Annotated in this window: 23 protein-coding genes; 17 read left to right on the top strand and 6 right to left on the bottom strand. The window is 57.2% G+C overall.

All coding sequences use genetic code 11. The annotated features are described in order from the left end of the window. Positions 1 to 196 precede the first annotated feature (196 nt). The 4 genes from IRT44_RS02330 (at position 197) to IRT44_RS02315 (ending at position 3,696) form a co-directional block, all read left to right on the top strand. Entirely contained in the window at positions 197 to 517 is a 321-nt protein-coding gene (locus IRT44_RS02330) for a hypothetical protein (protein ID WP_230077376.1), read from the top strand. Between the two features lie 725 nt (positions 518 to 1,242). Continuing rightward, positions 1,243 to 1,779 (top strand): suppressor of fused domain protein, encoded by a 537-nt coding sequence (locus IRT44_RS02325; protein ID WP_230077375.1) that lies wholly within the window; start codon positions 1,243 to 1,245, stop codon positions 1,777 to 1,779. A gap of 16 nt (positions 1,780 to 1,795) precedes the next feature. Then, complete coding sequence (locus IRT44_RS02320) at positions 1,796 to 2,257, top strand: NUDIX domain-containing protein (RefSeq protein ID WP_230077374.1); 462 nt, start codon at positions 1,796 to 1,798, stop codon at positions 2,255 to 2,257. 365 nt (positions 2,258 to 2,622) lie between these two features. Further along, positions 2,623 to 3,696 carry a M42 family metallopeptidase gene (locus IRT44_RS02315; RefSeq protein ID WP_409978432.1) on the top strand — a complete coding sequence of 358 codons (1,074 nt, stop codon included), beginning with the start codon at positions 2,623 to 2,625 and terminating at the stop codon, positions 3,694 to 3,696. Positions 3,697 to 3,737: 41 nt separating this feature from the next. Here IRT44_RS02315 and IRT44_RS02310 read toward each other — a convergent pair whose 3' ends face one another. Next, a complete protein-coding gene (locus IRT44_RS02310; protein WP_171566875.1) occupies positions 3,738 to 4,676 on the bottom strand; it encodes a DMT family transporter in 939 nt (312 codons plus the stop codon). 154 nt (positions 4,677 to 4,830) lie between these two features. Between IRT44_RS02310 and IRT44_RS02305 the strand changes: the two genes are divergently transcribed. From IRT44_RS02305 to IRT44_RS02280, 6 genes are all read left to right on the top strand, one after another. Further along, positions 4,831 to 6,288 carry an aminotransferase-like domain-containing protein gene (locus IRT44_RS02305; RefSeq protein WP_230077372.1) on the top strand — a complete coding sequence of 486 codons (1,458 nt, stop codon included), beginning with the start codon at positions 4,831 to 4,833 and terminating at the stop codon, positions 6,286 to 6,288. Between the two features lie 80 nt (positions 6,289 to 6,368). Continuing rightward, positions 6,369 to 6,908, top strand: coding sequence for an NfeD family membrane protein (locus IRT44_RS02300; RefSeq protein WP_171566877.1), 540 nt, complete (start codon positions 6,369 to 6,371; stop codon positions 6,906 to 6,908). Beyond that, positions 6,908 to 8,479 carry a flotillin lipid rafts scaffold protein FloT gene (locus tag IRT44_RS02295; RefSeq protein WP_230077371.1) on the top strand — a complete coding sequence of 524 codons (1,572 nt, stop codon included), beginning with the start codon at positions 6,908 to 6,910 and terminating at the stop codon, positions 8,477 to 8,479. The genes IRT44_RS02300 and IRT44_RS02295 overlap by 1 nt, the downstream gene beginning before the upstream one ends. Positions 8,480 to 9,156: 677 nt before the next feature. Then, positions 9,157 to 10,767, top strand: coding sequence for a spore germination protein (locus tag IRT44_RS02290; RefSeq protein ID WP_230077370.1), 1,611 nt, complete (start codon positions 9,157 to 9,159; stop codon positions 10,765 to 10,767). Positions 10,768 to 10,801: 34 nt separating this feature from the next. Further along, the gene (locus tag IRT44_RS02285) at positions 10,802 to 11,932 is read left to right on the top strand and encodes a GerAB/ArcD/ProY family transporter (protein WP_171566880.1); all 1,131 of its coding nucleotides are present in this window, start codon (positions 10,802 to 10,804) and stop codon (positions 11,930 to 11,932) included. Further along, positions 11,929 to 13,128: a Ger(x)C family spore germination protein gene (locus tag IRT44_RS02280; protein ID WP_230077369.1), complete on the top strand. Its 1,200-nt coding sequence runs from the start codon at positions 11,929 to 11,931 to the stop codon at positions 13,126 to 13,128. Before IRT44_RS02285 ends, IRT44_RS02280 begins: the two co-directional genes overlap by 4 nt. Positions 13,129 to 13,159: 31 nt before the next feature. Here the strand turns inward: IRT44_RS02280 and IRT44_RS02275 are convergent, their stop codons facing one another. Next, positions 13,160 to 13,651 (bottom strand): M67 family metallopeptidase, encoded by a 492-nt coding sequence (locus tag IRT44_RS02275; protein WP_171566882.1) that lies wholly within the window; start codon positions 13,649 to 13,651, stop codon positions 13,160 to 13,162. A 248-nt stretch (positions 13,652 to 13,899) separates the two neighbouring features. On the opposite strand from IRT44_RS02275, the gene IRT44_RS02270 reads away from it, so the two are divergent. The 6 genes from IRT44_RS02270 (at position 13,900) to IRT44_RS02245 (ending at position 19,027) form a co-directional block, all read left to right on the top strand. Further along, the gene (locus IRT44_RS02270) at positions 13,900 to 14,751 is read left to right on the top strand and encodes a DUF72 domain-containing protein (RefSeq protein WP_171566883.1); all 852 of its coding nucleotides are present in this window, start codon (positions 13,900 to 13,902) and stop codon (positions 14,749 to 14,751) included. 22 nt (positions 14,752 to 14,773) lie between these two features. Next, complete coding sequence (locus IRT44_RS02265) at positions 14,774 to 15,598, top strand: sulfite exporter TauE/SafE family protein (RefSeq protein ID WP_171566884.1); 825 nt, start codon at positions 14,774 to 14,776, stop codon at positions 15,596 to 15,598. Between the two features lie 22 nt (positions 15,599 to 15,620). Next, positions 15,621 to 17,057 carry a bifunctional metallophosphatase/5'-nucleotidase gene (locus IRT44_RS02260; RefSeq protein ID WP_212133605.1) on the top strand — a complete coding sequence of 479 codons (1,437 nt, stop codon included), beginning with the start codon at positions 15,621 to 15,623 and terminating at the stop codon, positions 17,055 to 17,057. 62 nt (positions 17,058 to 17,119) lie between these two features. Next, positions 17,120 to 17,359 carry a DUF6154 family protein gene (locus IRT44_RS02255; protein WP_171566886.1) on the top strand — a complete coding sequence of 80 codons (240 nt, stop codon included), beginning with the start codon at positions 17,120 to 17,122 and terminating at the stop codon, positions 17,357 to 17,359. Between the two features lie 81 nt (positions 17,360 to 17,440). Next, entirely contained in the window at positions 17,441 to 17,743 is a 303-nt protein-coding gene (locus IRT44_RS02250; RefSeq protein WP_171566887.1) for a YunC family protein, read from the top strand. Between the two features lie 189 nt (positions 17,744 to 17,932). Next, positions 17,933 to 19,027 (top strand): HD-GYP domain-containing protein, encoded by a 1,095-nt coding sequence (locus IRT44_RS02245; RefSeq protein WP_171566888.1) that lies wholly within the window; start codon positions 17,933 to 17,935, stop codon positions 19,025 to 19,027. Between the two features lie 19 nt (positions 19,028 to 19,046). On the opposite strand, the gene corA is transcribed toward IRT44_RS02245, so the two are convergent. Further along, entirely contained in the window at positions 19,047 to 19,982 is a 936-nt protein-coding gene (gene corA, locus IRT44_RS02240; protein WP_171566889.1) for a magnesium/cobalt transporter CorA, read from the bottom strand. Next, positions 19,939 to 20,163, bottom strand: coding sequence for a hypothetical protein (locus IRT44_RS02235; protein WP_230077368.1), 225 nt, complete (start codon positions 20,161 to 20,163; stop codon positions 19,939 to 19,941). The genes corA and IRT44_RS02235 overlap by 44 nt, the downstream gene beginning before the upstream one ends. A 369-nt stretch (positions 20,164 to 20,532) precedes the next feature. Here IRT44_RS02235 and IRT44_RS02230 point away from each other — a divergent pair, with 369 nt between their 5' ends. Beyond that, positions 20,533 to 21,849: a globin-coupled sensor protein gene (locus IRT44_RS02230; RefSeq protein WP_212133603.1), complete on the top strand. Its 1,317-nt coding sequence runs from the start codon at positions 20,533 to 20,535 to the stop codon at positions 21,847 to 21,849. A 52-nt stretch (positions 21,850 to 21,901) separates the two neighbouring features. Here the strand turns inward: IRT44_RS02230 and IRT44_RS02225 are convergent, their stop codons facing one another. Then, positions 21,902 to 22,399 carry a Crp/Fnr family transcriptional regulator gene (locus IRT44_RS02225; RefSeq protein WP_171566892.1) on the bottom strand — a complete coding sequence of 166 codons (498 nt, stop codon included), beginning with the start codon at positions 22,397 to 22,399 and terminating at the stop codon, positions 21,902 to 21,904. A 36-nt stretch (positions 22,400 to 22,435) separates the two neighbouring features. After that, entirely contained in the window at positions 22,436 to 22,825 is a 390-nt protein-coding gene (locus IRT44_RS02220) for a VOC family protein (protein WP_171566893.1), read from the bottom strand. Positions 22,826 to 23,007: the final 182 nt, after the last annotated feature.

Here is a 23,007-nt window from a genome sequence, read left to right as displayed (position 1 = left end):
GGACGAAACTTTTTTGCTAACACAGATTCCCGGCCCCATACCTTGATCTTACAGTAAGATTATTGCTGCCTGCCTTGAACGTTACCCCGTTGATACTCCAGAAGGCGCTCCTTTATTTTGCAAATCGCTGCTCCATTTGGCAGGGCTCACACATCGGTTTGACTGGAAACATTGCTGCAAATAGAGAGGTGGAAAAATGAATTGGGAGACTCTTCCTGATTGGTTTTGGGTAATTTATTACTTAATTTTATCAACAACATTAGTGACTGCAATATTTGGTGTTATACGAAAGAAAATGACAAGGTTGTCCATTTTAGCCATTATGTTTGCTGTAACAGTTCCATTCATTGCTTTGATAAATAGTATTGGAAGGGCAGAAGGTTTGAATGAATTTGAACATTTAATTAGTCAATTACAACAAGGGGCAATTTGGTCTATATATGCAATTATAGGTTATTTGTTTTTAATTGTATGGTGGGTATTGTTCCTGCTAAATAGCAAGACAAAAAATAAGTGAAAGTTCGGTGATTCTGCGGCCGGAGGATGAAGACCTTTGGCTTGATCGCAAGCGGTTTGATCCTGAACTGTTGCGGTATGATGCAGGCCGGATGCGAGGTTATCCGGTGTGCTGTTGGGAGCCCCCAATATCCCGATTGGTTACGCTATAAATCAGCTTTATTAAAATATGCTAAATATGAATTTGAAAAGATAAATCATTGAAACAATGCCAATTAAATCAAATAAATGGTATTTTAATGGTTTTGGCGGATTCTTTTCAAAAAAGTGCTTAAGGATTAAAAAACCAACAATAGCCATTACGGTATGAATAAATTCGCTCATGATTGAGTGCACATCCTTACATTCGGACATATGGACGAATCCGTGAAATGCCTGGTTTTCCTTATTTTACAATATTACAATCGATTTTGGGCGGGTTGAACATTTCGTTCAAGCAGAAAATTCATGATCTCTCCGGGGGAGTGCAGCAGCGGGTTGCCTGGATGCTTCCTGAGGAGCCTCTCCCATACAGACAAATTGCCCCCAACGAGCAGATGCACCGCTGGTATGGGGGTTCTTTTTTGTAGGAGGGTTGCCGCCTGATGGATGATGGATAGTGAGGGGCGGATGCGCGATTTTCTCCCCGCTCGGCATGGCAAATGGCGCATTTCTTTCTATATACTAGAATTAGCGAATACACTGGACCGCGGGGATGCTGACATAACTGTGAATGGAGACGTACATATGCAAGTCGTAACCCAACTGCTTCACCATTATAATCACGCGTTTGGCAGCCGGGGAGAACTGTATCAATCCGAAGAGGCGGATGTGCTGATCGCCGTCTATCCGGCTACGCGCAAACGGGGTTGGTGGACCTACGCGACGCTGGAACTGCATCAAACGGGAGGAACGGAGTGCGTGTTCTATTCCTACCGGTTCACACCTGCGATGGTCACCCACCTCGGACACGTGGCCGGACAGGTGGCCCGGCTGTGGCGCGAACAGGGAAGGCGGCTTGGGGACGGGGACGTCTTTTTGCTCCGGGAACCCATTGCCGAGGGCTCCTGCCTGCGTTGGGCGCTGGCCACGCCCCCTTATTTTGAAGCGGACGGCTTTGAGCTGTTTACCAATGGGAGCGATGTGGTTCGGATGATGATGCTGCACGCCATCTCCGAAACGGAGGCCGCTTTTGTAACGAACGAAGGACTTGACGCACTGGAGAGACGCTTTGCAGAGACCGGAGTCAATTCTCTGGATGTGACGCGTCCCCCTGTCTTATAAAAAGGGAGCGAGCGGAATGAAAGCAATTCGTATGCGGGTCACCGTCGTGGTGGAACACCAGGGCGCGATTTTGTTGATTAGGGAAAAAAGCGACGGAAAGCCCTGTTACAGCTTGCCCGGCGGCAGCGTGGAGTTTCTGGAGACCATTCCGGAGGCGGTGCGGCGCGAGGTATGGGAAGAGACTGGCCTATTGGTGGAGTTTGAGCGGATGCTCTGGGTGGATGAACGGATTGATACCGCCGGTGAAGGCAAGCACACGATTGGCATCGGTGTACTGGCCCGGTTGGTCGGGGAGGAGACGGCGCCCATCCCCGGCGGGCTGGACGACGAAGAGATTGACTGGGCCGGGTGGGTGCCGGTGGAGGAGTTTTGCACGTGTCCGGAGTACAATCCGCTGCGTCGCGAGCAGGTGATCCAGGCGCTGACGAAAACGGGGTACATCCCCGGCTACATCGGCAGCCATTCCCAACAGGAATGAAGCGGTGCCAGGTTTACCAATCCGGGGGTGAGGGGTTCTGCATGTTTTCTCAGATACTTGATCGGATCCTTGATTCTGTTTTAGTCTGGGTTCCTCTGCTGATTATGTTTTCTCCGTTTCTATTTAGATTTTGGTTTGAACGAAAAGAGAAATATGAAAAATGAGTAATGGATACGAGCCCTTTCCGAAACCGGGAAGGGTTTTTTTGTCTGGAGAAGAGGCTGGACCGGAATGAACCTCCGCACGACAGGGTGACAATAGGAGGGAACCACGTGTCGGTAAACATGGCGGCTGACCAAATGGGGAAGTCAACGACTATGAGGTGCCAAAAGGAGGTATGGGTTTTGGAGAAGGATTTGCTGCTGATGAAGGAACTGACGGAGACGGCCGGGCCGCCCGGATTTGAGGTGCGCATCCACGAGGTGATGCGAAAACACCTGGCCGATCTGCAAGCGGAGTTGATTACCGACAACTTGGGCAGCATCGTCGGGAAAAAAGGGGATTCGGGACCAAAAATCCTGTTGGCGGCGCATCTTGACGAAGTGGCGTTTCTGATTACGCACATCACCGATGACGGGTTTTTGCGGTTTCTGCCGCTCGGCGGCTGGTGGGGACACGTGATGCTGGCCCAACGGGTGAAAGTGCTGACCGGCTCAGGTGATTTGACCGGGGTGATTGGTTCCAAAGCGCCTCACGTCCTTTCCCTGGAAGAGCGCAGGAACGTGCTGGAGATCGACAACATGTTCATCGACATCGGAGCGTCCAGCCGGGAGGAGGCGGAGAAATTCGGCGTCCAGGTGGGCGACCCGGCGGTTCCCGTGTGTCCGTTTGAAGTCCTCCCCAACCCCAAACTGCTGCTGGCAAAAGCGTGGGACAACCGGGCAGGCTGTTATCTCGCGCTGAAAGTAATGGAGCAGATTCAACAGGAAACCCTGTCCAATACCGTATACGCCGGCGCCACCGTTCAGGAGGAAGTGGGACTTCGCGGCGCCGAGACGCTGGCGCACAAGATATCGCCGGACATCGCGTTTGCACTGGATGTCGGCGTGGCCGGGGATACGCCGGGCATGGCCCAAAAGGACGGGCGGACCCGATTGGGCAAAGGGCCGCTGTTGGGATTTTTGGATCGTACAATGATTCCCCATCTGAAGCTCAGAAACTTCGTCATCGAGACGGCGCGGGAACACAATATCCCGTTTCAGATCGACGTGATGCCGGGCGGCGGCACCGACGCCGGAAAGATTCACACCGCTTACAACGGCATCCCCTCCATGGTGATCGGCGTGCCGGCCCGCTACATTCACAGCCACGTCTCCGTCGTCCACCGGGATGATTTGGACCATGCGGTAAAACTCCTCGTCGCCCTTCTGAAGAAGCTGGATGCAGCGGCGGTCCAGTCGATCAAGGGCTTGGGACCAAATGACCCGGCCAGACAATGACGGAGGCGAGCAAACCGTTTTCGTTTTTGCTGCGATCTCATTCACGACCGCTCGATGCGCATGACAGCGGCACGGCGTCCCTGGGCTACGGCGGCTACGACGATGACGGCAGCGGCGATAGCCCCCAGCGTGATGGATTCGCCTAACAGCAGGGCAGAAGCGGCAATCGTGAAAAACGGCTGGAGGTACTGCGTCTGGCCGACACGAGCCACGCCCCCAACAGCCAGGCCGTGATACCAGGCGAAGAAACCGAGATACTGGCTGACCACGCTGACATAGCCAAAACCCAGCCACGCACTCCATGAGGCGTTACGGAGTTCGGAGATGAGCGGGCCGGTCATGGTGACGACGAGGAGTGGCAAGGAAAAGACCAGTGCCCAACTGATCACCTGCCAGCTGCCCATCGTGCGCGCCAGCTGTCCGCCCACGGCGTAGCCAACGGCAGCGGCCAGCACGGCACCGAGCAGCGCCAGATCGGCCAGCTGCAGTCCGCCCAGTCCGGTGCCGGCTGCGTACGCCAGGATCGTCAGACAGGCCGCCGCGCTGGAGAGCCAATACCGCCGAGAAGGACGCTCCCCGGCGAAAAACGCAGCCATTCCCGCAGTCGCCAGCGGAAGCAGCGCCAGTACGATTGCGCCGTGGGTGGCCGGTACACGTTCCATCGCCCAGGCGGATAAAAATGGAAAGCCGCCGACCACTCCCGCGGCGACGATCAAAAGCTGCCTGGTTTCCTGCCAGGTTGGTACCCGCTCCCGCTTTAGCAGCAGCACCACTCCGGCCAGCACAGCGGCAACCAGCGCCCGCCCCAGCCCGACGGTGAGCGGAGAGAGGGAGGCCAAGGCTGCCTTGGTGGCCGGAAGCGTCAGGCTGAAGCTGAAGACGCCGAGCAGTCCCCAGGCCAGGCCCACACGTTCCTGCCGTTGAACTGAGGTTTCCCGTGACGAAGGTTGACGAATCCGGCTTCGGACTTGAATTTTCATGATGATCCCATCCTTTTCTCAGCATGCTCTGGCACTTTCCATGGTAGGGGAGGCTGCGTGAAAAGTCTTGAGCCAATTGGTCGCAGGGTTGATAGGCCAATTTGTCGAACGAGAGAACAAGAAACGAAACGAGGGCCACGGGAGGGAATGTGACATGGATTGGAAGCCGGACAAGCATGCGGAAATGCCGGTCTACAAGCAGATTGCAGCGCATCTGGAACGTGAGATCGTCAGCGGGGCGCTGCCGCCGGGGGCTCCGCTGCCGCCAGAGCGGACGCTGGCCCGCCAGTACGGCGTCAATCGGGGGACGGTTTCGGCAGCTTACGAGGAGCTGCGCGCCGCCGGGTTGATCCAGTCCCTGCAGGGAAGCGGGACGTGGGTCAGCCGGCACCTGTGGGGCGTACAAAAAGTGCCCAACTGGCACCAGTACACCACCGGCGGGGCGTTTTTGCCGGCACTGCCGCTCGTCAGGCGAATCCGCGAAGCCGGGTGGAATCCGGCGATCATCAATCTGGCCAAGGCAGAACTGGCGACGGAAATGATCCCGACACTGGAGTTTGAGCGTTTGACCGGGGGGAAGATGGAGGCTATCGATTTGGGGTACGTCCATCCCAAAGGGGAGCCGCAGCTGCGCGAAGCCGTGTCTGCTCACCTGCGGACCCATTACGGGATTGCTGTCTCTTCCGAAGAGATCCTGATTACCTCGGGCGCTCAACAGGCGCTCCATCTCATTTCGCTCTGCCTGCTGGCCCCGGGCGATGCCATCGCCATGGAGGGACCCTCATACACTTATTCGCTGCCCTTGTTCGCGTCGGCGGGCCTTCGCCTCTACCAGCTTCCGATGGACTCGGATGGGGTGATTCCCGACGAGATGTGGACGCTGTACAAAAAACACCGGATTCGCATGGTGTTTCTCAACCCCACTTTTCACAATCCCACCGGCACCGTGCTGAGTGAAGCGCGTCGCCGGCAGCTGTTGACCGTCTGCCGCGAACTGCGGATTCCGGTGGTGGAGGACGACGCGTACGGAGCGCTCGCTCTGGACGAGGACAAGCGTCCGCCGCTGCCGCTGAAGGCGCTGGACAGCGGCGATTCCGTCCTGTACGTCGGCAGTTTGTCCAAGACGATCGCGTCCGGACTAAGGATCGGCTGGCTGGTCGGGCCGCGTGCAGTCATCGAACGGCTGGCTGACGCCAAACAGCAGATGGACTACGGCACCAGCTCGGTATCGCAGCAGTTGGCCCGGCTGGCTCTGGAAGGCGGGCTGTGGGAGCGGCAGATGGAGCGGCTGCGTCCGTTTCTCACCGCCCAGCGGGACCGGATGCTGGCCGCACTGGATACGCACCTGAGGCAGGAGGCATCGTGGAACGTGCCGGCGGGCAGCTGCCACATCTGGTGCCGACTGAACACGCCCATTGACGGACTGGACCTGCTGGAGGCGGCGATCCAGGCCGGCGTGTTGATGACGCCTGGCGAGGTGTTTGGAGCGGAGCCCGGCTGGATGCGTTTGACGTATTCGTGGGAGAGCAGTGAGGCGTTGGAGGAGGGGATACGCAGGTTGGCGGGGGCGATCAAAAAGGCGGCACCGGTACGTTTGTCCCCCTGTCGGTGAAGAATCGTGCCGAAAAATCGAAACATTTGGCCTATCCATTCGTATGAAAGAGGTGACAGGAATGGAAAGGGGTGACAAACATGGGCGTGATGGATACCGTCTACCTCATCTGCATCGTATTTGGCCTTGTCTATACGTTGACGACATTGTTTTTTGGCGATGCTGTCTCCGATTGGCTGGAACAGCTCCAGCTGCCGGTGCTGCAGCCCGTCCTGCTGGTCAGCGGGATTACCGCTTTTGGCGCTGCGGGCTTGCTCCTGACCCGTCTGACTTCCTTTTCCGCGTGGACGGTGCTCGGCTTGGCTGCTTTGGCGGGAGTGGCGTTGGCAGTTCTGGCGTATTTCGTCTGGGTGGAGCCGATGGCGAAGGCGGAGAACACGACAGGTTACTCGATGCAGCAGCTCGTCGGCCAAATTGGCGAAGTATGGACATCGATCCCCTCGGGCGGTCTGGGAGAAGTGCTGATTGTCATGGTGGCCGGCACTACCCACCACATGGCTGCCAGCGTAGATGGTGAACCGATCCGGGAAGGGACGCGAGTCGTGGTGGTAGAGGTGCGTGACCACGTTTTGTATGTCACACCATTTCCCCAATTTGACGAAAAGGAGGCCATGCTTTGATGGAATCGACCATTCTTGTCACCGTCGCTGTCGTTGTCGGCGTCTTCGTGGTGCTGGGCATCGCTTTTTGGGCCCGGTACAAGACCGTGGGCGCAGATGAGGCGATGATCGTGACCGGCAGCTTTTTGGGCACCAAAAACGTGCTCAGCGATGAATCCGGCCGCAAGATGAAAATCGTCCGGGGCGGAGGCGCCTTCATCCTGCCGATTTTCCAGCAGGCCAACTTCCTCAGCCTGCTGTCCCACAAGCTGGACGTCTCCACACCGGAAGTGTACACCGAGCAGGGTGTTCCGGTGATGGCAGACGGTGTCGCCATTATCAAGGTAGGCGGGTCGATTGAGGACATTGCCACAGCCGCGGAGCAGTTCATGGGCAAGTCGGACGACGCGCTGAAAGCGGAGGCCCAGGAAGTCCTGGAAGGCTACCTGCGCGCCATCCTGGGAAGCATGACGGTGGAGGAGATTTACAAAAACCGGGAGCGCTTTGCCCAGGAGGTGCAGGCGGTCGCCGCCAAGGATCTGAAAAAGATGGGGCTTGCCGTGGTCAGCTTCACGATCAAGGATGTGCGCGACAAAAACGGCTACCTGGCGGCGCTGGGGATTCCGCAGATTGCGGCCGTCAAGCGGGATGCCATGATTTCTCAGGCAGAAGCGGACAAGGAAGCGCGCATTCGCCAGGCCCAGGCGGAAGAAGAGGCGCGCAAGGCGGAACTGCTGAAAGAGACGAACATCGCCGAGGCCGAGAAGGACAAGGAACTGAAGATCGCCGCTTTCAAGCAGGAGCAGGACAAGGCGAGAGCCGTCGCCGACCAGGCCTACAAGCTGCAGGAAGCCGTCGCGAAGCAAAAGGTGACGGAAGAGGAGATGAAAATCGACCTCGTCCGCAAGCAAAAGCAAATCGAGCTGGAGGAAAAGGAAATCCTGCGCCGCGAGCGGCAGTACGACGCCGAAGTGAAGAAAAAGGCAGACGCCGAACGATATGCCGTGGAACAGGCGGCGGAAGCGGAGAAGGCAAAGAAAATCCGCGAAGCCGACGCGCTGAAGTATCGGATCGAGGCAGAAGCAAAAGCGCTGGCTGAACAGAAGCGGCTGGAAGGTCTGGCCATCGCCGAGGCGGAAAAGGCACGAGGCAGCGCCGAGGCGGAGGTTACCCGCCTGAAACTGGAAGCGGAGGCGGAAGGGAAGGAGAAATTGGCCGAAGCGTTCGAAAAGTTCGGACAGGCAGCCGTGCTGGACATCATCGCCAAGATGCTGCCTGAATTGGCTGCGAAGGTGGCCGAGCCGATGAAAGCGATTGACAAGGTGACGATCATCGACACCGGCGGCGGGCAGGGCGACGGTGTGAATCGGCTGAGCGGCAACGTGACCAAGCTGATGGCCCAACTTCCGGAAATGTTGAAGGACGTCTCCGGACTGGACATGAACAAAATGATCGCCAGCTTTATGCAGCCGTCCCAACCGGAGGCCCCGCCCGTGACGCAGCCGGCGGCTCAGCAGGCTGCGGCCGCGGCCGAGCCGCTCCCGACTGCGGACCAAGCCCAACGTCCGGCAAGTTCCGCAGCGGAACAATAGACCAGACTCTCCCTTGACAGGGTTGGGACATTTTCAATACGTTCATCGGATTACGTACATCACAAGCAGGTTTCCCTCGCAGGAGGAAGGCTGTTCAGCATGTAGACAACGTCCGTGGCGCATGGGTGATCGGGCCCGCTCGCTCTCTTGACGCCCAGCATATAAGTGGATGTTGTCCGCTCCAAAACGGGACGCGGGCAGGGGGCAAACATCCGGGTGTTTTCGACGAGGTGAGACTTGTGCCCCCTGTTTTTCCCCGCGTCTTTCGTTTTTCCGCTGAGCAGGTCGTCAAAGGAGCTCGCTTGGCCCATCCCTCCATGCGATGTACGTAGTCTTCAGCTTCGGTTGATGAATGTACAGGCCTTTCGGCCTGACAACGATGGATAGATCGTTTCCTTGCGGAACCTCGACGAAACAGTACAGTTTGTCTTCGGTCTGAAGCAGGTTTCCCTCGCAGGTGGGAAGCCTGCTTTTGTTTGTTCTGAGCAGGTCGGCAAAGGTGCCATCCCTCCAAGCATCATGCTTTACTCCAACTTTGTTTATCAACGTGCAGGCCCCGTAATGGGAATCGAAGCAGCATGCATAAATCCCGGAGATTTTATTCATAATTGGACCGCATTTCGCCAACACTATAGAGGCTTGAAGGGAATGAATGGAAGGAAAGGTTTGAACCCCCTATGAAGTTCAACCTGTTTTGGCGCAAATCGGTGGATAGATCGAAACGGTTCCTGTTACGCGAGACACAAGCGGTGAACACAATCGAGAAGACGCCCCTTCACGCGTCGCTGGTTAAAAACGCGGAGGTGCTGACGGAGCGGCTCGGCCGCAACAGTGATTTTGCCGCCTGCCACTTCACGTGTATGAACAGAAATGTCAGCCTGTTCTTTCTGTACAGCCTGGCTGATTCCGACCGCCTGAACCGGCAGGTGATCGTTCCCCTCCAGCAGAGAGCGGGCATGTTCCCGACTGCTGTGGAGACGTCTTTGGCCGAGGACGAGGAAAAAAGCCTGATCGTGTTTATCCAGGAGAACATCATATCCGCAAGTGACATACTGCGGGTAGAGGACTGGCAGGCCGCGATTGAGCAGATCCTGCACGGCAAAGCGCTGCTCCTGGTGGAGGGCGAGTCGGTCGGTCTGGCGGTGGGAGTCAAAAAGGAATACAGCCGGAACATCGAGCAGCCGGAAACGGAACAAAGCGTCATCGGATCGAAAGACAGCTTTGTGGAAACGCTCAACACCAATATCGGCCTGGTTCGCCAGCGCCTGCGCGACCCGTATCTGCGGGTGGAATCCGTCGTGGTGGGAAGACGGACGAAGCAGGAAACAGCCGTATTGTACCTCGCGGACGTGGCCAATCCGCAGATCGTGGAAGAAGTAAGGCGGCGTCTTTCCTGCATCGAAACAGACAGCCTGATCGGCCAGATGCAGCTTCAGGAATATCTGGAGGACAATTCGTTCTCCCTGTTTCCCCTCATGCGCCCCACGGAACGGCCTGACGTCACCTGTTCCTATCTGATTGAGGGAAACGTGGCGGTCATGGTCGAGGGGACGTCGCATGCGCTGATCCTGCCGATCACGTTCTTTCAACTGCTGGAAACCGTCGACGATTACTACACCAGTTGGCAGTACGCCACGCTGATCCGCTTCGTGCGGATGATCGCCCTGTTTTTCAGCATCACGACGCCCGGGCTGTACCTGTCGCTGGTCGCGTACAACCCGGAGCTGATTCCCACCCGGCTGCTCATCTCCATGGACGCCGCTCGGGTCAAGGTGGCGTTTCCCTTTCTGGTGGAAATTTTCATCATGGAACTGATGATCGAGATTTTGCGCGAAGCTGGTGTCAAGCTGCCCAAACCGGTTGGGCAGGCGGTCGGCATCATCGGCGGGCTTGTGATTGGGGAAGCGGCTGTGAACGCCAATCTGGTCAGTCCCGTGACGGTCGTCATCGTCGCGTTGACCGCGATCTCCTCCTTCACGGCGCCTGTGTATTATCTCGGCATCACGTACCGGATTCTGCGTTTCTTTCTGCTGATCTGCAGCAGTCTGCTGGGGACGTACGGATTCATCCTGGGCCTGCTCTTCATCCATGCCCATGTGGCCAGGCTGGTTTCGTTCGGGGTTCCCTATCTGGCGCCGCTGTCGCCGCTGCGTTTGCGCGACTGGACGGATATGCTGATTCGCATTCCGATGAAAAAGCTGCATACGCGTCCAGCATTTCTGAAAACGCGCAAGCCAAAAAAGGGAGAGAACACCCCGATGATGCGCCCCGACAAGCGGAACACGTGAAGGCAACATCTCCTCATGAAAGGAATGATCACGCGTGCAAGGACTGGAACAGCGTCCCGCGATTAGTCCGACTCAACTTTTCATGTTAGCATTCGGCCTTATTGTGGGGGTGGGGTTCCTCATCATGCCCAGAGGCGCGATGGAGAAAGCCCGGGAAGATGCATGGCTGACTGTCATCCTGGCGGGATTGTGCGCCATCCTGTCGCTGTGGTTGATCACCCGGGTGGCCCGCATGTTTCCGCATGATACTGTGTTTGATTACAATACCAAGCTGTTTGGAAGCATTATCGGCAGCTTGTTCAACATCCTGTGGGGCTTGTACTTCCTGTTCTTTACCGTGACCGGCATTCGTGTCATGGCGGAAGTGGTGAGGGACGAAATGCTGCCGTTTACGCCGGTGGAAGCGATTATTGGTGCGATGCTGCTGGTAATCATATACCCGGCGTGGAACGGGCTGATGCCCATTATCCGCATGTTCGAATCGGGATTGCCTTTCACGCTGTTGTTGATTGTCATGTTTTTTCTGTTGGCCTATCTGCACGCCGACTGGGCCGAACTGCGCATTCCGTTCCAGGAGGGCGTCACTCCCATCATTTCGGCTCTCCCCCAGACGATTTATTCGTACCTCGGCTTTGAAGTGTTGTTTTTGTACTATCCGTTCGTCACCCACAAGGATAAGGCTTTCGCCAGCACATCGTTTGCGATCGCCGCGGTGGGATTGTTTTACGCCTTTCTCGTATTGGGAACGCTGGTGACCCTTGGTCCGGATGTTACCATGTCCCAGACCTTTCCCGTCGTGACCATGGCAAAGACAATCGAGGTGGTGCGCCAGTTTGTGGAGCGGGCCGAATTGTTGCTGATTATCCTGTGGCTTCCGCTCGCGTACACCACCCATCTCGGCTTCTTTTTCAGCAGTGCGTTTTCGTTCCATCGCACGTATCCGCGACTGAAGCTGCGGTGGTGGATGGTGATCTTGCTGCCGCTGGTCTTCATCTTGTCGCTGATTCCCGACAATTTTATCGACATGCAGACGTGGTCGGACAAGGTGGGCCTTGTGGGATTGTTTTTGACGATTCCGTACCCGTTGATCATGCTGGTGTGCATAGCCGTGCGGCGCAGGCTGGGGCATTTCCCTCCTCCCCGCAAGGACGGTGATGTGACATGACAAAACGGCGGCGAAATTGGTTTGCAGCCGTCACGGTTATCCTTTTGATCGGTCTTTTGCTTGCCGGATGCTGGGATTACCGGGAGCTGGAGAAGCGTGCAGTCATTGTCGGCATCGGCGTTGACGAACTGCCCCCGCTCACTGAAAAGGGCAAACAGATGCGGATGTACCAGATTCTCGTACAGGTAGTCGAGCCGGCAGGAGCAGGGGGAAATCTGGGCTCGAGCGGCGGTACGGAGGCAACCAGCCGGAAAGCCTACACCAACATTGTCGTCACCTCGCCGTCGTTTGCAAACGCAATCGAACGGACCGTGGCCCTCAGTGATCGCATCCCCAATTTGGCTCACCTGCAGCTGATCGGGGTGGGGGAAACGATGGCGAAAAACGGCATCAACGAGCTGTACGACTTCTTGACCCGCCTGCCCCAGATGCGCCGCCACACGGAAATCGTCGTGCTGGATGGTCCAATTAGCCGGTTCTTTACCACGCAGAGTATCTCTCAACCCACCCCGGCGCTGCACATGTCGGAGATGGCGGCAAATGTCCAGCAGACGCTGGTTATGCCCGATTCCAACCTGGGGGAAGTTTCAAAAAGCGTTCGGGGAAAAATGCCGTTCATCCTGATAAAAGCGAGTTTGGACGATTCCAATAAAATCAGCATGAGACATGCAGCCGTATTTACGGATCAAAAAATGGTAGGCACCCTGACAACGGACGAAATGCAGTTGCTGTCCCTGCTGCGGAATGAAATTGAACGGGGGCTATTGTCCTTCCCGTGCTCTGCAGGCAAAAGAACATCGTTTCAGATCCTGGGGGGGAGAAGCAAATTGGAACCTGTCATGAAAAATGGCCGGCCGCATCTCACGTTTGAGCTCTTTCTCGAAACGGAGATGATCGAATACCAATGTCTGGGCGCTTCCTTTGACAAACAGGAACAGATCCGAAAGGCTGAACGATTGTACGGCGCCGAGTTGAAAAAACGATTGATCACGACGGCCAACAAGCTGAAAGACAAGTACAAAGTGGACGTGTTCCGGCTGACCACCCGGTTGAAAAACTACCCGGACATTCACAAGGCGTTGAGGAACGATCCCAAAACCTTTATGGAACAGATGGTCGTCGATGTAAACGTCAAGCTGAGGATCCGGACGATCGGCAGTTCGCTCGAAACCCCGAGTCTTCAAGAGAAGCCGTGATCACCTGCTCGCATCAGGCGTGGCTCGCTATTCAATCACTGCGCGGCGGCATGTCGCCTGTGGACCCGACGCTTTCGGCAATGTCCGCAAGCGTGTAAGGGCGCTCGACAAAACGACCGTCTGACCACTGGTACAGCCGCAGGTCGGGCATTCCCCCCGCAAAGCTGAGAATCCAATAGGCCAGCTGGGGATAGTGCCAGCCGATTTGATCCGCTTTAGAGGGAACGGGCGGGCTCGTCGGATGGCTGTGCAGGATGCCGACCCACTGCACGCCTGCCTTCCGCACGCTGGCAAGCGCCTGAAAAAAGGAAGGGGCGTCCCACGAAAACGAGTTTCTGCCGTGGCTGGATGAGCGCATCGGCAAATAACCGGTTACCATGGAGCCGTGTCCTGTCAGCAGCGCGGAATACTCATACGGCAGCGCCTCCTGTGCTTCGGCCAGGAGGCGTTTGGCTGTGTGCCGGTCAAAAGACAAACCTTGGTTTTGACTCGCAAAAGGACGGCCGATCAGATCGTCGTACATGCGGCTTTCCTCCGTCTAGGAATGTGGCGAAATTTGCAGGAGCAAACATGACTCGATACGATGATTGTACCATGGGCCGTCTGGCGGGCAACCGGGGAGGCATTCGCCACTTTTCGCTCCAGGCATAGTTTGGTATGCTTAATCGCAAAGGGGTCCCGCCATGAATGTAGATGAATGTACAGGCAGGGGCCGGTTACGCAGACAGTTGGTCATTTCTTCCCTCCATTGGGGTTGGAGGTTTGTGTTGAATGAATTCGATCCAAGTGGGAGTGTGCGGCTGGGGAGACCACTACGACTTGTATCCCCCGGGGACGCGCAGCCGGGACAAGCTGTCCGTCTATGCAGGCCATTTCCCCATCGTGGAACTGGACAGTTCTTTTTATGCCATATTGCCGCAGCGCAATTACGAGACATGGGTGCGTGAAACACCGGACTGCTTTGGCTTCATCGTCAAGCCGCACCAGGCAATGACCGGCCACCAACGAAGTGAAGCGCCCCTGGATCGGCGGGAACTGTTTCGCCAGTTTGAGGAGAGCATCCAGCCGCTGGTGGCGGCGGGCAAGCTGAAAGCGCTGCTGTTTCAATATCCCCCCTGGTTTGACTGTACACGGGAGCACGTGCAGTATGTCCAGGCCTGCCGACAGGCGCTGGATACGTATCCGTTTGCCGTGGAATTCCGCCACCGCAGTTGGTTTGAGCCGCGCTACCGTGAAAAGACTCTGGATTTTCTCAGAACCATCGGGGCGGTCCACGTCATCTGCGACGAGCCGCAGGCGGGCAGCAGTTGCGTTCCTGTCGTCGTCGCCGTGACCGATCCCAAGCTGGTGCTGATCCGCTTTCACGGGCGTAACGTCTCCGGCTGGAACAATCCGGGCGAGGGGCAAAACTGGCGGGATGTCCGCTATCTCTATCAGTACAGCGAAGCGGAACTGGCGGAATGGGTGCCGCGCGTTCAGGAAGTGGCCCGGGAGGCAGCCGAGGTGTGCATCCTGTTTAACAACAACTCGGGAGGGCACGCGGCCGGCAACGCCAAGCAGTTCATGGAGATGCTGGATGTCCGGCCGACGGGTCTGAATCCGCGTCAACTGGAGCTGTTCTAACAGTACGAAAGAAGGTTTGCAGATGGTTTTCGCTATGGCAGCTTTGTTTCTCGTCGTGGGACTGGGGGCCGGAATGATAGGCAGCATCGCCGGATTGGGCGGCGGGATGTTTTTTGTGCCGGCGCTGCTTTACTTTGCCAACGCCTACGAACCGGGCTCCGTCAGCCCGCAGGTGGCGGCGGGCACGTCTCTGTTGGTCATCGGAGTGACTGCGCTCTCGTCGTCGATTTCTTACATCAGGCAGAAAAAGGCGGACGTGCAGACTGCCCTGCTCTTTTTTTTGGGCAGCGCCCCTGGTGCTGTCGCAGGCGTGTACCTGAATACACTACTTCCAGTAAAGACGTTTTCACTGTTGTTCGGACTGTTTCAATTTGGCATGTTTGCCCTGATGATGGTCAAGGACAAAATCAAGCCGCGGAACCTGTCATGGGATGTAAAGCGCCGCTTCGTCGATCCCGACGGCGTCGAGTACGAGTACGGGTACAAGCGGTGGGCAGCCGTGACAGTCGCCTTTATGGTCGGCGTTGTCTCGTCGCTGTTTGGCGTGGGCGGGGGCCTGCTGATGGTGCCGGCGATGATCGTGTTGTTCCGCTTTCCGCCGCACATTGCGACCGCCACGTCGATGCTGGTTATTCTGTTCTCCGCCGCTGTTGGTTCCGCGACCAACATCCTGCATGATCACGTGCACTGGCTGTACGCCGCCATGTTGGCGCCGGGGGCCTGGATTGGCGGCAATCTGGGGGCGGCCGTGGCCGCTCGCTTGAAAGGCAAAACGATTGTGCTGCTGCTAAGGGTTCTGATCCTGGCAGTGGGAATCCAGATGATTGGCGATGCGATCTGGAAGTAGTAGCGAGAGGGAGGGGAGAGCTGTGGCGGACACTTGTACCTTGCACATTCTGCACACCAACGACGTGCACAGCAACTTTTCCAACATGCCGCAGATCGCCTCCTGCCTGCGCCAGAACCGGCAGAGGTGGGAAGCGCAGGGTGAGCGGGTGCTGACCGTCGACATCGGCGACCACGTGGACCGCATGAGCCTCAAAACGGAAGCGACGTGGGGGCGGGCCAACGTCGGGGTGTTGAACCGGAGCGGGTACCAGTACGTGACGATCGGCAACAACGAGGGGATTACCTTCCCCAAAGAAAAACTGGACGCCTTATACGAACACGCCGACTTTACAGTGGTGGCCGGCAATCTGATCGAGCCGGCGAGCGGGCAGACGCCGCAGTGGGCGGTGCCGTACGCGGTACATCATTGGCCCGATTTGCGGGTGGGGATTCTGGGGGTGACGATCCCGTTTGTCCCGTTTTACCGGATGATGGGGTGGGACCTGCGCGAGCCGCTGCCGCTGATCCGCGAGCAGGTCGCCATGCTTCGTCCTCAGGTGGACGTAATCGTGCTCCTGTCCCATTTGGGCTATCAGGCGGACTGCCAGTTGGCCCGGGAGGTGGATGGACTGGACGTGATCCTCGGCGGCCACACCCATCATATACTGGAGCATGGCGAGCGCATCGGCCGCACGTTGATCGCCCAGGCGGGCAGATATGGCGAGCTGGTCGGACACGTGCGTCTGACCTGGGATGCGGCGGCCAAACAGGTAAGCGGTCTGAGCGCCGAGCTGTTTCGCACGAACGACTATCAGCCCGAACCGGAGCTGGACGACTACTTGCGGCGGGAAACACTGGCGGCGGAAACCCTGCTGGATCGTCCGGCGGTTTCTCTCTCGACCGATCTGGACATCGGATGGACAAACGAAACGCCGTTTGGCTCGGTGTTGGCCGCCAGCCTGCGCAAGTGGACCGGAGCGGAGGTGGGTCTGGCCAACGGCGGGCTGCTGCTTACGACGCTGAAGCACGGCCCGGTGTCGTACAAAGACCTGTTGACCTGCGTGCCGCATCCGATCAATCCCTGTGCCGTCACGCTGACGGGGGAGCAGCTGCTGAGCGTGCTGAAGCGGGCTGTCCAGCCGGAAATGGTGCAGCGGGAACTGCGCGGTTATGGCTTCCGGGGCAACCAGATCGGCTGGATGGGCGTGGACGGCCTGCGGGTGTGGTATCGCCCGGGTGAGCAGCCGGACATCGAGCGGGTCGAAGTGAACGGTGAGCCGCTTGATCTCGGGCGGTCGTACCGGGTAGGCACTGTGGATATGTTTATGTTCAGCCGCCTGTTCCCGGAACTGGCCGACGGCGGCGAGATTCGGTTTTACCTCCCGGAGCTTTTACGAGACATCCTCGCGGTGACGCTGGGGGATGACGTACTGGTTCGCGCCGGCTTTGAACCGCGCTGGCTGCCCGTGACCATCTGACGGAATTCCTGAACACCTGCCCGGCGAATGGGGCATGCTACAGGGGAAAGGAGGAGCGAATCATGCGGTTTATCGACGAAGTGTACAATTTGTACAAAGGCCACTTCAACGGCAGCGAGGAGGACATCGTCGCCATCGTCGTCGGCATCTTGGCGGAACAGTCCCGGGAGGATTTGCTCCGTCTGGTGTCGGACATGGAGGAGGAAGAGCTGTTTCAGATGCTGGCCACCTACATGATCGAAGTGATGAAGCGAAAGGTGGCGATGGAAGACGAGCTGTCTCCCTCCCCGCAGGTGCATTGAGCTTTCGCGATAACACCCTTTCTGGCTGGATGTCATAGGATGGAAGCGCACCGACAGTTGGAGACAAAGGAGGAATCTGCGATGATCGAGGTCGCACCCGTCCGTTTTGAAGAGGGAACGGCCATCGCCGTGACCGTGCGCTTGCCCAAAACCACACTGCTTGCCGTCACCACGGACAAAGGGTACATCATGTGTGGCGCGCTGGATGTCGGCTTGTTGAACGAACGACTGGCCAGCCGGGAGATCGTCGCCGGCCGCGCTGTGGGGGTCAAAACGATTGAGGAACTGCTGGACGCTCCCTTGGAATCGGTGACAGTGACGGCGGAGCGCCTGGGAATCACCCCCGGCATGATCGGTCGCGATGCCGTCCGCAAAATGTTTTAGCCTGTCCGGATGTGAAGCCTTGCGAAATGCGGAAAAAAGTCGCCTTTGTCGGCAGAGACGGAGGCGATTTTTTTGCATTTGCAAACAGGTGCCTCTTTTCGACAGGAGCGGCCTTGTTGAGAAAAACATGTAGAAGCCGATCGAATCACGTTATAATAGGGGTACTACGACGAAAGGCGAAGAATGGACATGAGATTGACCTCGATCCACAAGATTCGGCCGGGCGACACGCTGGCCCGTCCCATTTACGCGGAAAACGGAACCGTTCTGGTGGGCGCCGGTGTCGAATTGACGCAGCGCATGCTGGACAGGCTGAAACAGATGAACATCGCCACGCTGTATATACAGGACAAGCGCACGGACGACATCGTGTTGGAAACGCCTGTGTCGGAGCAGACACGGCGGGAAGCGATGAGCGTCATCCAGACCGCGTTTCGCTCGGTGCATGAGTTTCCGCACAAATGGCAGCAGGTGTTTTCGGACAAGCAGTTGGGCCGTCAACTGCGGCAGGTGTTGTCCCGGGTGTCGGACGAGTTGAGAGCCTGCCGTTCGGCGATGAACCTGCTGGCGGATGTCTGCGCCTCTGATCACTACATTTTCTCCCACTCCTTCAACGTCACGCTGTACGCCACTGCGCTGGCAATCAAATCCGGTTTTTCAGAACGAGAGGTGCTGGAGATCGGCATCGGTGCCATGATGCACGACATCGGCAAGATGGCCATTCCCGACGAAATCTTGAAAAAGCCGAACCGCCTCACCCCGGAAGAGTATGAAGTGATGAAAAAGCACGCCGAGTACGGGTTTGAACTGCTGCGCCGGCAGGAAGACATTCCGCTGCTGTCTGCCCACTGCGCGTACCAGCACCACGAACGGCTGAACGGGACAGGCTATCCGCGCCGCTTGAAGGGCGGGGAGATTCATCCGTACGCCCAGTTGGTGGCCGTTTGCGACGTGTTTGACGCGCTGACTACACACCGCATCTACCGACCGTCGCTTCTGCCCCACGAAGCGATGGAGAAGCTGTTTGCCGGGACGGAAACGTTGTTTGCCAAGCCGTTTGTGGAATGCATGCGGGACACCATTTCCCTCTACCCGCTGGGCTTGTCGGTGACGCTCAATACGGGCGAGTCGGGCGTGGTCGTCGATTCCAACAAGGGCATGCCCAGCAGGCCCATCGTCCGCATCCTCTACGACGAAAAAGGCGAGCCGGTGGCGTCGCCGTACGAATACGACCTGTCCAAGCGGCTGCAACTGATGATCGTTGCCTGCGACGGCCTGGTATGAAGCTGCGCGGGGAGTCCCTTCAAAGCCACTTTTTTCGCTTGAAAATCCAGAACATCGTCAAGCCGAGCGCGGCCATGAACGCGAGGACGAGGTAGTAGCCAAATGGGGATTTTAACTCCGGCATGTATTCGAAGTTCATCCCGTAGATGCCGGTCACGATGGTCAGCGGCATGAAAATCGTGGTCAGGGCGGTAAAAATGCGCATGATGTCGTTCGTCCGCCCGGCCACGGCGGAGTGGTACGCTTCCCGCAGGTTGCTGATCAGGTCGCGAAACGTATCGAAGCTTTCCACGATCTTGACCGCGTTTTCCAATATATCGCCGAAGTACTTCCGCAGACGGGGTTCGATCAGCGGAAGTTCTTTTGTATGCAGCGCATCGATCAGATCGCGCTGCGGCAGGAGCATCTTGCGCGCGTACAGCACTTCACTCCGCAGGCCGACGATCTGGTTCAACTGTGTCTTGTGCACGTTGAGCAGGATGTCTTCCTCCAGTTTTTCGATCAGTTCCTCGATATGTTCGACCACCTCAAAATACCGGTCCACGATCTGGTCCACCAGATGGTAGAGAAACGCGTCCGGCCGGTTCAGCTCTTCCTCCCTGACGATTTGCAGCAGACGTGAGTAGATTTCGTGGGGATGCTTGCTGACAGTGATGATGTAGTGGCTGCCCAAAAAAATGTTGACCTCTCGCAAAAAGATATCCTGGTCGCGGAATTCCGCATTGTTAATGACGATGAAATAGTGATCGTGGTAAATCTCCAGCTTGGGTCGCTGCTCCTCCTCATCCAGACAGTCGTCGATCGCCAGGTCGTGCAGCCCGAACAGCGGCTGCAGCACATCAAGGTCAAACAGGGTGGCGTCGATCCAGTAAAAGCCGACGGCGGGCGGTGTGCGTGTCTCGTCGAGGTCGTCAATCTGGGTGATCAGTCCGTTCTGTATCAGTCGAATCTTCATGAACCATGCTCCTGCCGATGGATGATGAGGGAGGGGGTGCGTTTTGGGACGCGCCGTCGCTCGGAGACTGACGGGCAGCCATGCGCGGCCAGATGCGCGTCAGGATCAGCTCGTAAGCCGTCCGCAGCGCCTCTCTGCTTGGAGCGCTGCGGACGACCTGGTCCGGGTCGGACGTCTTCATGGGATACCGCCTCCTTTTTCCGATCGGTGTCACCATCAAGGGTATGACGTCACGCCCGTCCGCTTGCCGTTTTCGTGTTGACGGACAGCCCGGTTTCCTTCCTGTAGTGTGCCTCACTTTCCGCTATTTGTTTCCTTGGGGAATGCCTATTCGTCGCGTATTGACTGGACTTGATCCGATGCGAATACGCCAAACAAAATGGTTTTCAAACGATTATTTCAAACGATTATGAAACAACGGACTGACATTTTTTTGCTGCAGCGAAGACGCACGGGTTTGGAAGGCAGCATGATCGGGGTATAAGTATGTAGATGATGGTGCCAAATGGGGGTTATGGTGAAAATTACTGGAAAAAAAGGAGAGCAAAGAATGAGCAAAAGCCCATTTTCGAATTGGTTCGGCCGAAAGAGCGGCCGCAAAGACGAATCTTTTTTTCGGGACATGCGGGATAAAGGAGAAATCCTCATCGATCCGCAGTCCGAGCTGGCCAGACAATTGTCGATGATTTATTTGACCGAAGAGGATCTGGCCGTGGTCAAAGCGCTTCAGCCCTTGATTGCCCAACACATCGACAACATCGTTGACAGCTTTTATGACAAGCTGGAGCAAGAGCCGAAATTGATGTCCATCATCGAGAATAAAAGCTCGATCGAACGGCTCAAACAGACGCTGAGACGGCACATTCAGGAGATGTTCAACGGCCGGATCGACGCCGCCTATATCGAGCAGCGCAGACGGATCGCCATCGTTCACGTGAACATCGGGCTGGAACCGAAATGGTACATTGGCTCGTTTCAGAATCTGCTGGCCTCGCTGATCGAGATTATGGACGATGCAATTGCGGACAAGCAGGATTTTGTCCGGGCCGTGACCGTGGTGACGAAACTCCTCAATATCGAACAACAGCTCGTGCTGGAAGAGTACGAAAATGAGCACGAGCGGATGCGGCAGGAAACGCAGCGGAAAAACGAGCAGCTTCGTCAGGTCCTGGCCCAGTCCGCCCACGAGCTGGCAGCCATTTCGGAGCAGACCAACACGTCGGTGCAGCAGCTGACGGAACAATCACGGGACGTGCTCCGCTTTGCAGAGAGCGGCACGAGCCATTCCCTGCGCGCCCAGCAGTTGTCCCAGGAAGGCAGGGAAAAGCTGGAGACCCAGCAGAAGCAGATGGAGTTGATCCAGCAAAGCGCCCAGCAGATCGCTGCGGAAATGGGCACACTGGAGGAGATTGCCGAAAAAATTCGCGGCATCGTCGACGTGGTGACCGCCATTGCCGAACAGACCAACCTGCTGGCGCTCAACGCCGCGATCGAAGCGGCTCGTGCCGGAGAACAAGGGCGCGGGTTTGCCGTCGTGGCCGACGAAGTGCGCAAATTGGCGGAACAGACGAAACAGTCCGTCTCCGGCGTGACGGAACTGATCGAAAAGACCAGCGCCCAGACGGTCAGCATGTCCGCAGTGGTCAAGGAAGTGGAGCAGATGGTGGCGTCCAGCACCGCGATGACTGCCGAGACTACCGCCTTTTTCGCGGAAATCCTGCAGGCGGTGACCGAGAGCAAAGAGCAGAGTACGCACATCCAGCAGGAACTGGAACGCTTCTTCAAGGTGATGGAAGACATCAATAAATCGGTATCGCAGGTGGCCGTCTCCGCCGACCAGCTGTCCGCGATCACGGAAGACCTGTAACGATAGCCTGTAACGACAAACAGGCACACTATGGTGCTGTTCCATGGTGTGCCTACGTGTTTTTACGCAGCAGCCGGTTCACCGTCTCCCGCCGCAGCCCGACCAACTGGCCGATCTCTTCCTGGGTGAGCAGCTCGGTCAAGGCGTAATCGCCCACGTACGTGCGAAACCAATCGGTCAACAGAGCCAGCTTGTCCGCCGGAGAGGAAGCGGTTAATTGGTCCATGCGCTGCTGGGTGAGCCGCAGCTTCATCTGGAGCTGCAATGCGATGTCCCGGTACATCAGCGGGTTTTCCTCCAGCGAGCGGTACCACTCGTCCGGAGGGATGACGTCCACGTCGCTGGTCATCAGGGCGATTGCGGTTCCGTGGTATTCCTTGTCCGACAGGAGCGAATGATGGGGAACGATTTCTCCGGGCAGCAGAATGTTGAACAGAAACGGTGAGCCGTCCTGCTGCACCCTGACCACCTTCAACAGGCCCGACTGGATGCGAAAAAGCGGTCCCCGCTCGCCCTGGCGAAACAGGACGTCCCCTTTGTGCAGCCTCATCGGCATCCCTCCGTCTCGCGTGACGGGCCTATGCCGTCAGCGGGTAGATTCAAAGAGTTCCAGCCGTTCCCCGTCCGGCCCCTCGAAAAAGATGTAGCGCGAACCGTTGGGCAGCGTCGTCGGCGCATCGTCCACAAAGGTGACGCCCAACCGTTTCAGCCGCTCGATTTCCTCGTCCAGGTTGTCCACCGTAAACGCGAGGTGGTGCACCTTGCCTTCCACCGGCAGCTCGCTGTTATAGCCGTGGATCAGTTCCAGTTCCGTCTCCGTGGTGCCGGGGAACCCCAGAAACGCCAGCGTGATCCCGGGGTTGGTGTGGACCAGCGTACCGCGGCATTCCAAGCCCACGACATCCCGGTAAAAGGCGATCGACCGCTCCAGATCCTTGACCATCAGGCCGACGTGTTCGATCTTTTTCACTGCCATGCTCATCTCTCCCCTTTTTTCCAGTCGTTTCCCTCATTGTAGACGATTTTTCCCAAAAAGTCTGTACGCGGTTTTGGGCGGCGCACGCAGGCGCTATTTTCTAGTCGGACATATTTCAACCAGAAATAATTGACATTCTTTTCGGAATTAAATTACTATTTGGAAAACAATTTGTATACAGC

Source organism: Brevibacillus sedimenti (assembly GCF_020923495.1).
Lineage (GTDB): Bacteria > Bacillota > Bacilli > Brevibacillales > Brevibacillaceae > Brevibacillus > Brevibacillus aydinogluensis.
The sequence above is the reverse complement of the archived record's forward strand: the minus strand, read 5'-3'. Positions and strand labels throughout refer to the sequence as shown.